We start from the raw sequence: 16679 nt of genomic DNA, 5'->3' as shown, positions 1-16679 counted from the left end.
GGCATAACACACCCTACTGAAATATTTTCAGAAATCAAATATGATTCCTATAGTAAGGATAAGTGTATCAAGCTTTGAGCGATTTACTTAAGTGGGTAGCGAATGCCCTCAACCCTACTCCTTACTTAGATATTTAGATAAATATGTGTGACAGTTATTAAGGCGATCGCTCCAATCTTGCCATCTAGATCAGATGTTTTATAATGTTATGATATAAAGATATGTTTTTGCATAAGTTAATCACATCAGTTTTTAACCCCAAGTTAATCGTTTATTAGCTTTGCAAAAACTAAAATTGTAGTAGTGGCAATTATGCCTCATCCATAGGTTTCGATGAGATGTCGCATTTTCGAGAATTAGGTGGGACGAAACCAATTATCTAAACAAGGTGTGAGGAGTAAAGAAAAAATGTCTAATCTATTATGGAAATCCTTAGTAGTTAGCCCAGCAGTTTTGGGAGCAACGTTGTTAGTCTCGACAACAGCGATTGCGGCTCCAAACAAAACAACTGTTGTATCACCAGTCGGACAACCAGGTGTAACTGAAGTTGCCCAACAGCCAGAAATATTGGCTCAAACAACCATAGATCAAGTTAATCGCTACAGCAACGAAGGTAGCCAAAATAACTCTCAGTCTCAAGTAACATCGGTTTCTCAATTTTCCGACGTACAACCTACAGACTGGGCATTCCAAGCATTGCAGTCCTTGGTTGAGCGTTATGGTTGTATTGCAGGTTACCCAAATGCTACTTATCGCGGTAACCGTGCTTTGACCCGTTATGAATTTGCCGCTGGTTTGAATGCTTGTTTGGATCGGGTTAACGAATTGATTGCCACAGCAACAGCTGACTTGGTGACCAAACAAGATTTAGCTACCTTACAACGGTTACAAGAAGAATTTTCCGCAGAATTGGCAACCCTACGTGGTCGCGTCGATTCCTTAGAAGCACGGACTGCTGAATTGGAAGCTAATCAGTTTTCCACTACTACCAAACTAGTCGGTGAAGCCATTTTTGCCGTTACTGACGTGTTTGGGGGTGACACTGGCGACAATAACAACACTGTCTTCCAAGATAGAGTACGTTTAAACTTGCAAACTAGCTTCACTGGTAAAGACGTTTTAACTACCCGCCTAGCAGCTGGTAATGCAAATGCCTTTTCGCAAGTGGATAACAACGGTGCTCCTATCACCACTGCTGAAGGCACACAAACATTTCAAGTTGGTAGCACTGGTGACAACAGTGTTAAGATAGACCGCTTGACCTATGAAGCTCCCGTAGGCCCAGCCCAAGTTTACCTTGCAGCTAGTGGGGGACGACACAGCCATTATGCAGCCGTCAATAATCCTTACTTTTTTGACAACACTGATGGCGGTAACGGCGCTTTATCTACTTTTGCTTCTGAAAGCCCCATCTATCGGATTGGTGGTGGTGCAGGTATAGCGGTCAATTTACCTCTTGGTAGAGGTACTGGCATTCTAGGAAATAGCTCAATCACTGCGGGTTACCTGGCATCGGAAGCTAACAATCCCAGTCTTAGTTCAGGTCTGACCAACGGCGACTATGCAGCTCTTGGACAGTTGAACTTTAGTGTTGGCGATCGCTTGGCTTTAGCTGCTACCTACGTCCACGGATATAATACAAGTGGTTCTTTATTCAACTCAGGTTCCACATCAGATGCAACTACTGGAGAAGTTCTAGTAGGTACTGGACAAGCTAACACTTTATTAAATGCATCTTCCACCAACTCCTACGGTGTGTCAGCTGCATTTAGACCTAGCGACAAGCTGTCAGTTAGTGGCTTTGTCTCTTATCACGATGTCACAGGCTTTGGTATAGGTGATGATTATGAAGCTTGGAGCTATGGTTTAGGGGTAGCCTTACCTGATTTTGGTAAACAGGGCAACGTTTTAGGGATTTTTGCTGGTGCACAGCCTTATTCCTTTAACCGTGCAGGTTTTACTGGTAATGATACACCTTATCAATTTGAAGGCTTCTACAAATATCGTGTGTCAGATAACATCTCAGTAACTCCTGGTGTAATCTGGTTAACCTCTCCTGGTCAAAACAGCGATAACGACGATGCAATTATCGGTACGCTGAGAACAACTTTTACCTTCTAGAGTGTTGACTATTCATTGACAATTTTGAAATCTATTTCTCCCCGCCTGATGGCGGGGATTTTTCTTTTAACTAGGAGCAAAAAATAAACCCCAGTAGGGAACCGGAGTATAATAGAAAAGTTAGGAGTTGTGAGTTAAGAACTAAAAATTTCTAACTCACCTAATGATTACGTAAAAATTGCTAAAAAGCTTAATTGATCAGAGATAGGTAGTGGCTTGCCACGGGCTACCGCCAAGAAATTTTCTCTAGGAGACGCGTCAACACGAACGCAAAACGTCTCTTACCCCATTTTCTACATACTCTGTACAGGTTGTGCATGGCAAATCCTACCTGATGATTTTCCTAAATGGCAAACAGTGTATTACTAATATTTTCCAAACAAACATCCTCTTACTGATTGCTGCTTGTGGAACTATCGTGTAAATCGGAATACGCAATTCTAGCCTTATTAGAGATGGCCACTCATTACGAAAGTGGCGAACCACTGCAAATTCGACAAATTGCAGCACAACAAAATATCCCTGATCGTTATCTAGAACAACTACTAGCAACCTTGAGACGCGGAGGTATAGTTAAGAGCCAGCGCGGGTCAAAAGGTGGCTATCTATTAACGCGAGAACCCCGTAAAATTATCCTTTTTGAAATTTTGGAATGTTTGGAAGGCTTAGAGATGCAGGCATGTGAAGAAGAAATTAATCCCAAAAGGGTAGACAGTTCTGTTATAGAAGAAATTTGGCAAGAAGCAAGCCGCGCGGCAAATTTAGTGTTACAAAAATATACGCTCCAGGAGCTTTGTGAAAAACGAGATTCACGGCGGCAATTGGATATCATGTACTACATTTAGTCAAGAGTCATTTGTCCTTTGTTGCTTGTAACTACTAACTAATGACTAATGACTAATAATTAATAATTAAGGACTAAATTATGCGAATTGCTCGTAACATTACAGAACTGGTTGGTCGTACACCCCTAGTGCAGTTGAACCGCATTCCCCAAACAGAAGGATGTGTTGCTGAAATTTTGGTGAAACTGGAAAGTATGAACCCATCAGCATCGGTTAAAGACCGAATTGGGGTGAGTATGATTAACGCCGCCGAAGAGGAGGGGCTGATTACTCCTGGGAAGACAGTATTGGTAGAACCCACCTCTGGAAACACAGGAATTGCCCTAGCAATGGTAGCAGCAGCTAAGGGTTATCGGTTAATTTTGACAATGCCAGAGACAATGAGTGCGGAACGACGGGCAATGCTGCGGGCCTATGGAGCAGAACTGGAACTAACACCAGGTATGGAAGGTATGAGTGGGGCAATTGGGCGAGCGCAACAAATAGTTAATAGTACGCCAAATACCTATATGTTGCAGCAGTTCCGCAATCCAGCCAATGCAAAAGTGCATCGGGAAACTACAGCTCTTGAAATTTGGGAAGATACCGATGGACAAGTAGATATGATCGTGGCAGGGGTGGGCACAGGTGGTACGATCACTGGTGTAGCAGAAGTGATTAAAGCACGCAAGCCGAGTTCTAAAGCGATCGCTGTTGAACCATCCAATAGTCCAGTTTTATCTGGGGGACAACCAGGACCACACAAAATCCAAGGAATTGGCGCTGGGTTTATTCCCCAAGTTCTCAAGATAAAATTGATTGATGAAGTGATTAGCGTCACCGATGAAGAAGCGATCGCCTACAGTCGGCGTTTAGCAAAAGAAGAAGGGCTATTATCTGGTATTTCCAGTGGAGCAGCTTTATGTGCAGCAATTCGCGTTGCTCAACGTCCAGAAAATAAGGGACGTTTAATTGTGATGATTCAGCCCAGTTTTGGTGAGAGGTATTTAAGTACAACGTTGTTCCAAGACCTGGAGACAAGGTTAGCCGCTAGCATCAGCTAACGATAAATTGAATTAATGGTCAATTCTAAGCACGTTTCTAACCATTACGAAACTCTCAAAGTTAGTCCAAGTGCCACCCAAGCGGAGATTAAGCAAGCTTATCGCCGCTTGGTTAAGTTATTTCATCCTGACAGTAATCAGGAAAGTGCCGATCGCGAGCAGATAATCCGTATCAATGCAGCTTATGAAGTCTTAGGCGACAATCAAAATCGCCGCAATTATGACCAACAACTGCAAGATGACTCTCAAAAATTAAATAGCGATCGCCAACAGCGTACAGCATCAGCGCAAAAGCATTACCAGACAACACGAAAAACTGGACGCGATGTTGACGAGCAAGTTGAGGAATGGCTGCGCCAAGTTTACCAACCAGTAAATCGCTTGCTTTGTACCATTCTTTATTCGTTAGAAGAACAAATGGAGCAATTAGCTGCCGATCCTTTTGATGATGAGTTATTAGATGAATTTCAGGAATACTTAAAAATCTGTCGAGATGACCTCAAGCAGGCACAAATTACTTTTCGTTCCCTCCCGAACCCTCCTAGTTTAGCAAGAACAGCCGCTCACCTCTACTACAGCCTCGATCAAGTAGGAGATGGACTTGATGAATTATGTTATTTTCCTTTGAACTACGATGAGCGTTATTTACACACAGGTCACGAACTATTCCGCATAGCTACGAGATTACATTGCGAGGCCCAAGCATCTGTTACCTAGTTGTTATTGGGAATTGGAGATGGGGCATCCCTTCCCTACGGGACGCTACGCGAACGGCTTCTCTACGAGACGCTGCGCGTTAGCGGAGCTTTCGCTTTAGCGATACGCTCAGGGCAAGTGGGCATTGGGCATTGGGCATGGTTCAATTTCGCTGGATGTCAAAGGGCTAATGACTAAGAAATTAGTTTATGCTGGAAGCAGAGAAAGATTAAGAAATTTTAAATTCTGCTCATAGTGTACTCATGCAATGTATTGTTAACCGCCGTGCTCAGTTTTCGGCAAGTCATCGCTATTGGTTGCCAGAATTGAGTGAAGCTGAGAATATTGAGAAATTTGGTGCTTGCTCTAGATTTCCGGGACACGGACATAACTATGTCTTATTTATCTCCCTTGCCGGGGAATTGGATGAATATGGGATGGTGCTGAACTTGTCTGATGTAAAACACGTAATTAAACGGGAAGTTACCAGTCAATTGGACTTCTCTTATCTCAATGATGCGTGGGCAGAATTTGAACAAACTCTGCCTACCACTGAGAATATTGCACGGATTATTTGGCAGAGGTTAGCACCCCACTTGCCTCTAGTCCGTGTACAGTTATTTGAACATCCTGAACTTTGGGCAGATTATACAGGAAACGCAATGGAAGCCTACCTCACCATCAGTACTCACTTTAGCGCCGCCCATCGGCTAGCTCACCCTAACCTCAGTAACGAAGAAAACACTGAGATTTATGGTAAGTGTGCCCGTCCTCACGGCCACGGACACAACTATCATTTAGAAGTTACCGTGAAAGGGGAAATTGACTCACGGACTGGCATGATTGTTGATTTAGGGGCATTGAACCAAGTAATAGAAGATTATGTGGTCGAGCCATTCGATCACACCTTTTTAAACAAAGACATTTCTTACTTTGCTGAAGTTGTGCCCACTGCTGAGAATATCGCACTTTACATTAGTAATTTGCTGCGATCGCCTATTCAAGAATTGGGAGCTAAACTTTACAAAGTAAAACTGATTGAAAGTCCCAATAACTCCTGCGAAATTTACTGTACTGAATCCGAATCAAATTCAGTCAGCGCAGCCGGGAATCAGCCAGTATTGGCAAGCGTTTAGGTAATTTAAAATTTAGGCATAGGACATAGGGAATTTATATCATCCCAATGCCCAATGCCCAATGCCCAACTAAAAAAGTTTACTAACTAAGCACTTGAAACCAGGTAGCAAAGGACTTGTTAACTCATCTTGACTAAATAAAGTAGCTGCTAACTTTAATGCAGCCTGTTCACGGCGATAAAGTTCAACTTTCTTCTGTATAGAATCGCAAATCCAATATTCTTGAACACCTTGGACTGAATAAAGCTTTAGCTTTGTTTCTTTGTCACGTTTCTGGTTTTTTTCACCGGGGGATAAAACCTCTACAACTAACTCCGGTGCGCCCGTGAGATGTCCAGCTTCATCTAGCAAGTTTTTTAAGCGTTCATGACTTGCCCACACCACATCAGGGATCACATTGTCAGAATCTGAGAAAATAATTCCAGGTGCGATCGCCGCTTTACCTAAACCAGTTTCATCTGACCAATTGTTAAGAACTGTAACAATATTGCCACAACTGGATTGATGATCCCAACTAGGTGATTTGGTCACAAATAGTTCTCCATCAATAATCTCATAGCGATTTTTGCGATCGCTAGCAAATAATTCTAAATCAGCAGTCGTCCAACGCACTGGAGTTGTTTGCATAGAAACCCCCTAGCATTTTTCTAAATCATATTTTAAAAATACCGACGACGGGCGGAATGTCGCAAATAGCGATAAATGCCCCAGGCTAAAACTCCGAAAAAGAGATTTAGTAAAATGCGACTAATTATAAACCATAAAATCTCAGGATCAAAAAGCTTCGACGGACTCAAGGGACTAAGAATCCTTGCTAAGAGAAACAGCCCAAAAATAGCATTTCCACCCAGCACGAGGGCAAACAGTACTAAACTCCTTTGCCAGTAACGCTGTTGGGGTGTATAGCCTGAGATCAGTGTAATGGCGGGTTTACCTTGCACTTTTCGCAGTAATTGTTCCAGTCGCCAAAACATCCACAAGAGAAACGGAAATAAACCATAACTCAGGAAACTTAAAGGTAGTGAGTAACGCCAAGCACTAGATAAGACATTAACTAGAGCATGACAGATTACAGAATTTAGCCAAGCTCTAAAAATGAACTTTTTGTCTCGATTTAAACGAGTGTTGGAGGAAATATAGATTCCTAAGGCATATCCCCAAGGTGCAGAGAACATGGCGTGGACTGGCATACCGATAGTACGGTCTAGAATGGATGCTGTATCGTGGAAAAGGTAAATCCAATTTTCTTCGGCAGTGAATCCAAGGGCAACAGCTATGGTGAAGAGGAAAACGGTAGATGCAAGTAATCGATACTTGCGTTGCAGATAGTAGGTTGGGAGAACAACCGCTACAAACTTGCAGCCTTCTTCAATTGGGCCTACTTCCACAAGCTGCCGCAAAGCTATACCAGGAAGCGATCGCTTAATCTGATGCCAGTCTACAAACCTGTTAGCTACAACTTCAAAAATCCATTCTAGGCTAAGGGCTAAAATACCACATATTGCCCCGATGATAAAGAACATCAGCAATCTCAACAGAGGCGGGGCAAATGGTATCCGATAGTAGTAGTAGCCTAATAGCAGCAAGGGTGGTATTGCTGCCCACAACAGTAGAGATAAATCAACCACTCACCTGAGCGATCACTGTACGATGACGGTGGGTATTATTAGTGATAATGGGAATTTGGAAACCCGCCTCAACAATAGCTTGCTCAATGTCCAAAGCAAAATATTCATCCAAATACGGTTCAGTACTTTTGAGCAAAGTCAAAATGTAAGCTGGCATTTTCTGGTAAACTTCAGATTTTGGATTCATATCCATGATTGCCAAGTAGCCACCTGGACGCAGCACGCGCCGCATTTCAGCTAAAATCTGTCGGGTTGGTGCTTGGGGTAATTCATGACACATCAGAAAAATGGAAACTAAATCAAAAGAGGCATCTGGTAGCCCAGTAGATTCAGCTTGGGCATGAAGCCAGTTTATTTTAGCTTGGCGTTGTTGGGTGCGGTAATGGGCAACGGCTAAGAAGTAAGGAGATAAGTCCAAGCCTGTGATTTTTGCATGGGGATAAATTTCTTGCATCGTAAAGGTACTCAAACCCACACCGCAAGCTAAATCTAGGATGTCTTGTGGTTGATTAGGGATTTGAACTTTGAGAATGTCGTGATAACTTTGGCGCAGTTTAGCATCTCCTTGTGCTCCAGCATCCTGCCAAATTCCGGCATGGACAGTACGAGCCGCAACTTCTAACTCGCAAGCAGCTTTCCAACTGAGGTTTCCACCTTCGTAGGCATGGAATGTCCTCAAATAGTATTCTGGGTAGGAAAGCTGAGGATTTTCTACTTGAGCTAGATCAGCTTTCCAATCACGCGCTTGTAGAGTTTTGACTTCTTGCGTCCAAGGCACGCCAATTCCTTCGGCACGTTTAATCATCATTTGTCTAGCTTGGTGCTTGGCTAGGTTAGCTAAAGGTTTGATTGCCAGTACGCCATTTACCAAGCGGGAAGTGAAGCCAGGATTAGTGTTTACAGCAGCAGTCATAAATCAGTTCGCATTTAAGAGCCTTTTCTACTTATGACATACTTGTTGAACTCCAGTCTAGAAGCAAATTGAATTGTGGGAGTAGGGAGTAGGGAGTAGGGGGAGCAGGGGAGCAGAGAAGCAGGGGAGCCGAGGAGAAGTTGCAGTAAGTTTTTCAGTTTTTTCCCTCTGCCCCTCCGCACCTCTGCCCCTCTGCCTTTTATGCCCAATGCCCAATACCCCATGCCCAATGACTAATGACCAATGCCCTATTTTGCAGTCTTCGGCTTGAGAGCTAACAGCATCTCTAATTCACTAGTAGATTTATCAGGGCTATTGGCGGTAAAACCAAGACCACGAATGGAACTTAGGATGGTGATAGTATTCGCGTTAGATGAAATTAAACTATTGACTAGTGGCACAGTTTTAGTTTTATCCATATCCAGATAGAAATAGCCGCCGTTGGGCTTTTGCAAAGAACCAGTAACGGCTTTGAAAGCGTCGCTATTGTTGAGAGATGGATTTTTGCCATTCGCAAGTGCGTCAGCAACAGGGCCACCAAGAGCTACAAATACAGTATCTTGATCCAGCCAACCATGTGCCAACAAAGCTCCTTGTCGGGGAATTTGCCATTCAGTTACGTCTTTACCACCGATATTTCTGTTGGCTACGTTAATTTGTTGGGTTTTGGCAAGGGTATCTAATTTTGTTAAGGTAGCTTCAGCAGTTTTGCGATCGCTAGTATCAAATACTAAAGCACCTCCAAAACCAACACTTGCTAACACGCCTTGATTTGATGGAATACCACCAAACGCGAATTCTCCATTCATCCACCCAAAAATATCCTTATCCAGGTCAATATTGGCAATTCTCAGTTGCCCACGTACCTGTTCAAAAGCTTGCTTCATTTCTGGATAATCTTTTGATTGTTCTACTAACGTTTCCCAGCCACGACTGATGCCACTGCCGCTAATCAGAGCAAAGGTATCAGTAGGAAATTGCCCGACTATATTTCCAGGACTTGATTGATACTGGAATTTATTTAGTTGCGGATCTAAATTAGCGATCGCTTTTACCCGCACTCCTGCATCATCAACACCAACACCCGCTACCACAGATTTTATCTGCTTCAGTTGTGTCAAGGCTTGTGGAGGTAACTGCTTTGCCTGCTGACTTCCGGCTGCTAATTGCTGTACCATACCTGCATAGTCTGGTACGTAAATTTGGGCGAGGCTGTTTTTGACATCCACTCCTTTGCTGAGAATGCTGCTTGCACCTTCTTTATTGGCAAAAGAAGACTGTCCCTTAAAGGTGTCAATTACTTTTTCTACAGCTTGCTTTTCGGGAGCTAATACCAAGTGACTATTATTTAAAACTACGCTATATGTTGGTTTGCCCTTTTCTGTAGTTTCGATAATTTTTTGACCTTGGTAGTCAGATTCTTGGAATTTCACTCCTTTTTGTGACTTCAATTTATTAGCAAAATTCAAGGCACTAAGTTTGTCCTTGATTCCCACTAGTATCAGGAGATTCGGTTCCTGCCGTAAATTTGTTGGTAAGTTAGGTGCTCCAGACGGCACTTTTAACTGCGCCGATTTCACAGGATTTGGTGGGAGTACAGCAATCATTACACCACCAGCCCAAGGCTTTATGTCTTTTTCATAAGAAATATTACTGTCACTGAACACTTGCTTATTAAAATCTTCCAGACCTTTTGCCACTAACTTTTGTGCTTCTGGAGTGCCAAATTGCTGTAACTTTGCCCAGGCTTGAGAGTCAGTAGCAATATAAGTTGCCATCAATGCTGTTGAAGGTACTAATTTCGCACTACCTAGAGCATCTGAGCTACTTTCTGGTGAACCTTTAAAATACGTATAAGCTGCTATACTTCCTGCTACAACTACAGCAGCACCAATAGCTGGAATGAAAAACTTTGATTTACTTTTGGGCATTTTATTATCCTCTTTTGCTCAGATTGTCACCGAGATTTATACAAGTGTCATTGTAGAGTTTTCGGATTTATTAATAATTTCCGCTCATTGATCGGTATTTACTGATAAAATTAGTAGTCCTATAAGTTAGCAGTCTAAAATAATTACTCTAAAAATACTTCAAGGGAATGAGGAGCGAATCCGCAAATGATATGCTGTTCATCTCAAACAAAATAGCCTGCTCAACAGCAGCAAGCTATCCTAAGTTATAAGAACGATTAGGAGTATTTGTACTTAATGAGAATCTATCGAGGTGCAAGAGACTCTTGACTCGATGACAAAAAAGTGCAAAACATCAAGACAAGTAGATGCGGGAGGGATATGGAAAAAATCCAAGGATCAGCAGCCGACCTTTGGAAATTCGGGTGAGATTAATTTCAATCCCCCAATCCCAAAGAGGAGTTCTCACCTCCATAATGCCCTGTTGTGGGAAATACATTTAGACACCGCTATTTTACTTAATTACATCCAGCCAAGCCAGACTTTTCAGGATTACAAGGTCAGTAAGGATCAATGTCGAAGTCTTATTTTGATACAGATAATAACGGACACAAACCTTTTGAGTTACCGGGAGCAAGACCACACTACAACCCCGATCGCCCCGGACAAGTGGAGCATATTTTTCTCGATCTCAGCTTAGATATTCCTAAGCAAAGCTATCAGGGCAGTTGTAGCATTCGCCTCTTGCCAATCCGTAATGGCATTGACCGTTTGACTTTGGATGCTGTCAACCTGAATATCGAGTCTGTGCAGGTGGACGAGGTGCCACAAAATTTTGACTACGACGGGGAACAGCTTTCCATCCAACTTTCTGAAGCGACCCAAATTGGTAAACGCTTACTGATTGCGATCGCCTACTCAGTGGCAAAACCGCAACGTGGTATTTATTTTATTCAACCAGATAAGCATTACCCAAACAAGCCAACTCAAGTTTGGACTCAAGGAGAAGACGAAGATTCTCGCTTTTGGTTCCCTTGCTTTGACTATCCAGGACAATTGTCTACTTCAGAAATTCGCGTTCGTGTTCCCAACCCTCTCGTTGCAATTTCCAATGGCGAACTAATTGATACCACAGAAGATGGTGATTACAAAATCTACCATTGGTCACAGCAACAAGTTCATCCTACCTACTTGATGACTTTGGCAATAGGTGACTTTGCCGTAATTCAGGATGAGTGGAATGGGAAACCAGTTACCTACTACGTAGAAAAGGGACGGGAGGAAGATGCTAAACGCAGCATGGGCAAAACTCCCCGCATGATCGAATTTTTGAGCCAAAAGTATGGTTATTCATATCCTTTCCCCAAATATGCCCAGGTTTGCGTCGATGACTTCATCTTTGGCGGGATGGAAAATACCTCTACAACTCTGTTAACAGACAGATGTTTGCTGGATGAACGTGCTGCTTTAGATAATCGCAATACCGAAAGTTTAGTCGTCCATGAACTCGCACACCAGTGGTTTGGTGATTTGGTGGTGATTAAGCATTGGTCTCATGCTTGGATAAAGGAAGGGATGGCTTCCTATTCTGAAGTGATGTGGGCAGAACAAGAATATAGTCTAGAAGAAGCAGCTTACTATCGTTTATTGGAAGCTCGTCGTTACATTAGTGAAGATAGCAGCCGCTATCGTCGCCCGATGGTAACGCATGTTTACCGGGAAGCTATTGAACTTTACGATCGCCACATTTACGAAAAAGGGTCTTGTGTTTATCACATGATTCGGGCCCAATTAGGAGATGAATTATTTTGGCAGGCTATCCAAACATTTGTTCAAGATAATGCCCACAAAACTGTAGAAACAGTAGACTTACTCAGGGCTATTGAAAAGGCTACCGGGCATAATCTTTTATTCCTCTTTGACCAATATGTTTTTCGTGGTGGTCATCCCGATTTTAAAGTCGCTTACTCTTGGGATGGCGATGCTAATTTGGCGAAAGTTACAGTAACTCAAACTCAAGCTGCTGAAGGTAAAAATGGCAGTAAAGATTTGTTTGATTTAAAAATACCTATTGGTTTTGGCTATAAGCAACAGGAAGAATCGATAAAACTGAAAACTTTCACAGTGCGGGTAAATGAACGTGAACAAAGTTTCTACTTTCCCCTAGAGAATAAGCCCCAATTTATCAGCTTTGATGTTGGGAATAATTACTTGAAAACAGTAACTTTAGAGTATCCAATATCAGAGTTAAAAGCACAGCTAGAATTTGATTCCGACCCGATTTCGCGGATCTATGCAGCAGAAGCTTTAGCAAAAAAAGGCGGGTTAGAAGCAACAAAAGCACTATCTGCGGCGCTCAAAAATGACCCATTGTGGGGCGTGCGTGTGGAGGTGGCTAAACAATTAGCCCAAATCAATTTAGACCAAGCCTTTGATGGTTTAGTTCTTGGGTTAAAAGATAAAAATGCTTACGTGCGACGATCTGTAGTGGAAGCACTTGTTCAAATTAAAACTGCTGAAAGCTATAAAGTTGTGAGAGGGTTAGTACAAAAGGGCGATCCTAGCTACTACGTGGAAGCAACAGCTTCTCGTGCGATCGGGGCGATCGCATCTGCAAACTTGGAAGAAAAACCCAAGGAAGACAAAGTATTAAAGTTGTTGAAATCGGTTTTAGAAGAGAGGGTGGGTTGGAATGAAGTAGTGCGGAGTGGTGCAGTTGCTGGTTTAGCTGAATTCAAAACCTCGGAAGCAGCTTTAAATCTGCTCATTGAATACACCAAACTCGGTGTACCACAACCCCTACGTTTAGCCACAATTCGCGCTTTAGGAAAAATTTCTGTGGGTCAAAGTCCGGTTAATTTGGAACGGATTTTAGAAAAATTAACAGAACTAGCCAAAGAAACCTTCTTTTTAACGCAAGTGGCAGTAGCAGCAGCATTAGGACAAATGGAAACACCCAAAGCAGTGGGGATTTTGCGATCGCTAGCTGAACAAACAGCCGATGGGCGGGTACGTCGCTATGCTGAAGAAGAAATTTCCAAAGTGCAAAAGAATATCGGTTCAGAAAAAACGCTGCGTCAATTACGTGAGGATTTCGACCAACTCAAACAACAAAATCAGGAATTGAGAAGCCGTTTAGAAAACTTGGAGGCAAAATCTAAATAGCATTAGATGATGCTTAAAAGTAGCTAATTGGTAATTGGTAAGTGTGGCAAAATCAGTACCACTTACCAATTTTATAGCATTTGTAAATAATAATTATCTTATGAAGTCAAAGTGTAGCGCTTATGCGATATCCCGCCCAGAAATTAAGTTCTGGGCTGATAGCTCAAGTCCACTCAAGTGGACTGAGATTTTACCTTTTACACATAGCTTTTCCTAATTAAATGAGAGGTACATCAGAGCAAGCTCCTCGCTTGCTCGGAAGAGGTGGTTGGTTACTGGGTACTCAACTGAGAACCGCTATAAGACAGCCTTCTACATGGCTGAACATTTTGTTTTTAGTCCTCTTGAGTGGACTTTAGCTATTAGCATTGGAATAAATTCCAATGCGGGAATGGTAACGAAGATTAAATCCAAGACAGTAATAGTACTACTACTCCATCTAACAGTTAGTATATAAAATTACTTCTGATCCCAATTTATTTAAATCTGCATAATCAGACACAAGTCGATATTTATATTTTATAAAAAATAGTTAAGAAAAGATAAAAACATCTGAAACTTGGATAAATAGTTGTAGTTTTATAAAGTATAATTAAGAAAAAGATAAATAAATCTAGGCAGCAACAATAGGCTAAAATCACCACGAACAGTATCCCAAAAGGGTAGAGTTCTTACTGTTTTAGATAAAAGATTACTGCTATCCTGAATCTGCAACTAACTTGTGGGTTAGGAGAAAAAAATCATTGTAAATTTTTCAGTTGAAGAGGCAAATAAAGGCGTGGGTCAGCATCAACCGGCTCTGCTAAAACTCTATAATCCAGAGGCGATCGCTCGCTACTATAGTTACCGTCCCTGGCTAGCCTGGGGGCGACTTTTGAGAATTCTCTTCTCTTTTGCAGCATTTATACTCAGTCTCAAGTGGGACGAATGGCAAGATAAAGTTGAGCAGAACAAGGGTAAACGAGCTATCCAGTTGCGAGAACTACTCACCCGCCTCGGTCCGACTTTTATTAAAGTTGGTCAAGCCCTCTCCACCAGGCCTGACCTAATACGTAAGGATTTTTTAGAAGAACTGATAAAGTTACAAGACCAGTTACCACCTTTCGATAATGCGATCGCTTACCAAATTATCGAAGCTGAACTAGACCGTCCCATTCATGAAAGCTTTAGCGAACTGTCGCCTAACCCAGTAGCAGCAGCTAGCTTGGGTCAAGTATATCGTGGTCGTTTACTCAGCGGCGAAGAAGTCGCAGTGAAGGTGCAACGCCCCAACTTACGCCCGACTCTCACCCGCGACCTTTATCTATTGCGTTGGGCAGCAGGTTGGCTAGCCCCTTGGTTGCCTTTAAATCTCGGTCACGACCTAACTTTAATCGTGGACGAGTTTGGCATAAAGTTATTTGAAGAAATCGACTATATAAATGAAGGCCGCAACGCCGAAAAATTTGCTAACAACTTCCGCAACGATCCGCAAGTAAAAGTTCCAGGAATTTACTGGCGTTATACCAATACCCACGTTTTAACGCTGGAATGGATTAACGGCTTCAAGTTGACAGATACTCAACGCATTCAAGAAGCAGGTTTAGACCCAGAGGCAATCATCCAAATTGGTGTTACCTCAGGATTGCAACAACTATTGGAACACGGCTTCTTCCATGCTGACCCTCATCCCGGTAATTTGTTTGCTGTGCCCGATGGTCGCATGGCTTATATTGACTTCGGTATGATGGATCAGTTAGAGGAAACCACCAAAGAAACGCTGGTGGATGCGCTAGTGCATTTGGTGAATAAAGACTACACCGACCTAGCCGAAGATTTTGTGAAATTGGGGTTTCTAACTCCAGACACGAATATTTGTCCAATCGTGCCAGCATTAGAAGCGGTGCTAGGAAACGCCATTGGTAAAAATGTCAAAGATTTTAACTTCAAAACTATCACCGATGAATTCTCGGAACTGATGTACGAATATCCTTTCCGAGTTCCGGCAAAGTTTGCTTTGATTATCCGTTCCTTGGTGACTCAGGAAGGTATTGCCTTAAGCCTCAACCCAGATTTCAAAATTGTTGAAGTAGGTTATCCCTATATAGCACGACGGTTGCTGACAGGGGAATCGCCCGAATTACGGCGGCGATTATTGAATGTGTTATTCAAAGATGGTAAATTTCAATGGCAGCGGTTAGAAAATTTAATTGCGATCGCTCGGACTGATAACAACTTTGATGTATTACCCACAGCCCAGATGGGGTTCCAATATTTGATGTCAGAAGAAGGGAAGTTTCTCCGGCGACAGTTGGTGCTTGCTCTCACTGAAGATGACCGCCTGCACACAGAAGATGTCCAACGCCTGTGGCACCTGGTTAAAGATGACTTAAAACCGGATCGTTTACTAAATATAGCGATCGGCATTTTAACAGACTTATCCAGACAAGGTGCAGCTGCTATCCTCCCCCAAGCTACATTCCTTGCGCCTTTTAATGAGAACCAGTCAGCAAATAAAAACTAAAAACCTTTAATATAAATCAGGAGTTTTCATGTATTATTTTCCTCTGCAACCGCCTTATTTTCTGCTGCTTGTTGGCTTTTTAACAGCATTAACCTCTGGTTTGGCATTATCTGGTACTTTAAAAGTAATTATGCAGAAATGGCCAAGCGAACGCACAGAAAATACTAAACCGCGTTCTTCACTGAAAGAATTATTTGTGCCATTTCTCGGCATAACTGGCGGTACTTCTCTATTTCTGTCTTCAGGTTTAGCAATATTTGGCTTTCCCACATCTTTAGCTTTAGGAGTCGGTTTACCAATTAGTCTGTTTACTTGTTTGCTAGTTTGGTTGCAGTTGGGAAGTATGATGACCTTTATAGAACGCGAAGGTATGCAATCTTTAGATTTAGATTCTCCTTCTTAGATAGTAGGACACCTCATAAACATCCAAATTACGTTAATATTCACCTCCAGCAAGATGCTCTACTAAAAATGAGAGCATTATCTAGTGGTGAATACTTATATTTTACTTAAATTTCATCACTCCAAATATAGGAATGATATTCGACTTTTGAAAAAACTCCGTACAACTAGAAAAGGCTGATTTCTTATTCCCCCTACTCCCCACTTCCTATTTACGCAAATAAGTATGGCTACACCACGCTGCGTGAACAAAAATCAAAGCGGATTCTTATAATTGCGTTAAAATTACGTACAAAGACCGAAACTTGCATTTACAG

The 16679-nt window shown here is 42.3% G+C and carries 13 protein-coding genes; 9 read left to right on the top strand and 4 right to left on the bottom strand.

Annotated elements, in window-relative coordinates:
- Positions 1 to 408 precede the first annotated feature (408 nt).
- The 6 genes from VB740_RS22640 to VB740_RS22615 all read left to right on the top strand — a co-directional run bounded on the left by VB740_RS22640 (position 409) and on the right by VB740_RS22615 (position 5841).
- The gene (locus VB740_RS22640) at positions 409 to 2121 is read left to right on the top strand and encodes an iron uptake porin (protein WP_323202155.1); all 1713 of its coding nucleotides are present in this window, start codon (positions 409 to 411) and stop codon (positions 2119 to 2121) included.
- 216 nt (positions 2122 to 2337) lie between these two features.
- Positions 2338 to 2490, top strand: a complete 153-nt coding sequence (locus VB740_RS22635; RefSeq protein WP_323202154.1) for a transposase — start codon at positions 2338 to 2340, stop codon at positions 2488 to 2490.
- Positions 2491 to 2528: 38 nt separating this feature from the next.
- On the top strand, positions 2529 to 2966 hold the full coding sequence (locus tag VB740_RS22630) for an Rrf2 family transcriptional regulator (protein WP_323202153.1): 438 nt from the start codon (positions 2529 to 2531) through the stop codon (positions 2964 to 2966).
- 80 nt (positions 2967 to 3046) lie between these two features.
- On the top strand, positions 3047 to 4009 hold the full coding sequence (gene cysK / locus VB740_RS22625) for a cysteine synthase A (protein ID WP_323202152.1): 963 nt from the start codon (positions 3047 to 3049) through the stop codon (positions 4007 to 4009).
- A 15-nt stretch (positions 4010 to 4024) separates the two neighbouring features.
- Positions 4025 to 4726, top strand: coding sequence for a J domain-containing protein (locus VB740_RS22620; RefSeq protein WP_323202151.1), 702 nt, complete (start codon positions 4025 to 4027; stop codon positions 4724 to 4726).
- Between the two features lie 242 nt (positions 4727 to 4968).
- The gene (locus VB740_RS22615) at positions 4969 to 5841 is read left to right on the top strand and encodes a 6-carboxytetrahydropterin synthase (protein WP_323202150.1); all 873 of its coding nucleotides are present in this window, start codon (positions 4969 to 4971) and stop codon (positions 5839 to 5841) included.
- Between the two features lie 69 nt (positions 5842 to 5910).
- On the opposite strand, the gene VB740_RS22610 is transcribed toward VB740_RS22615, so the two are convergent.
- The 4 genes from VB740_RS22610 to VB740_RS22595 all read right to left on the bottom strand — a co-directional run bounded on the left by VB740_RS22610 (position 5911) and on the right by VB740_RS22595 (position 10313).
- Positions 5911 to 6468, bottom strand: a complete 558-nt coding sequence (locus VB740_RS22610; RefSeq protein WP_323202149.1) for a Uma2 family endonuclease — start codon at positions 6466 to 6468, stop codon at positions 5911 to 5913.
- Between the two features lie 32 nt (positions 6469 to 6500).
- Positions 6501 to 7469 (bottom strand): PrsW family intramembrane metalloprotease, encoded by a 969-nt coding sequence (locus VB740_RS22605; RefSeq protein ID WP_323202148.1) that lies wholly within the window; start codon positions 7467 to 7469, stop codon positions 6501 to 6503.
- A complete protein-coding gene (locus VB740_RS22600; RefSeq protein WP_323202147.1) occupies positions 7462 to 8382 on the bottom strand; it encodes a class I SAM-dependent methyltransferase in 921 nt (306 codons plus the stop codon). The genes VB740_RS22605 and VB740_RS22600 overlap by 8 nt, the downstream gene beginning before the upstream one ends.
- A gap of 248 nt (positions 8383 to 8630) precedes the next feature.
- On the bottom strand, positions 8631 to 10313 hold the full coding sequence (locus tag VB740_RS22595; protein ID WP_323202146.1) for a DUF3352 domain-containing protein: 1683 nt from the start codon (positions 10311 to 10313) through the stop codon (positions 8631 to 8633).
- Between the two features lie 552 nt (positions 10314 to 10865).
- Between VB740_RS22595 and VB740_RS22590 the strand changes: the two genes are divergently transcribed.
- The 3 genes from VB740_RS22590 to VB740_RS22580 all read left to right on the top strand — a co-directional run bounded on the left by VB740_RS22590 (position 10866) and on the right by VB740_RS22580 (position 16363).
- Positions 10866 to 13457 (top strand): M1 family metallopeptidase, encoded by a 2592-nt coding sequence (locus VB740_RS22590; RefSeq protein ID WP_323202145.1) that lies wholly within the window; start codon positions 10866 to 10868, stop codon positions 13455 to 13457.
- A 778-nt stretch (positions 13458 to 14235) separates the two neighbouring features.
- On the top strand, positions 14236 to 15960 hold the full coding sequence (locus tag VB740_RS22585; RefSeq protein WP_323202144.1) for an AarF/ABC1/UbiB kinase family protein: 1725 nt from the start codon (positions 14236 to 14238) through the stop codon (positions 15958 to 15960).
- A 28-nt stretch (positions 15961 to 15988) separates the two neighbouring features.
- Positions 15989 to 16363 carry a hypothetical protein gene (locus VB740_RS22580; protein ID WP_323202143.1) on the top strand — a complete coding sequence of 125 codons (375 nt, stop codon included), beginning with the start codon at positions 15989 to 15991 and terminating at the stop codon, positions 16361 to 16363.
- Positions 16364 to 16679: the final 316 nt, after the last annotated feature.

This window comes from Nostoc sp. UHCC 0251 (assembly GCF_034932245.1).
GTDB lineage: Bacteria > Cyanobacteriota > Cyanobacteriia > Cyanobacteriales > Nostocaceae > Nostoc.
The sequence above is the reverse complement of the archived record's forward strand: the minus strand, read 5'-3'. Positions and strand labels throughout refer to the sequence as shown.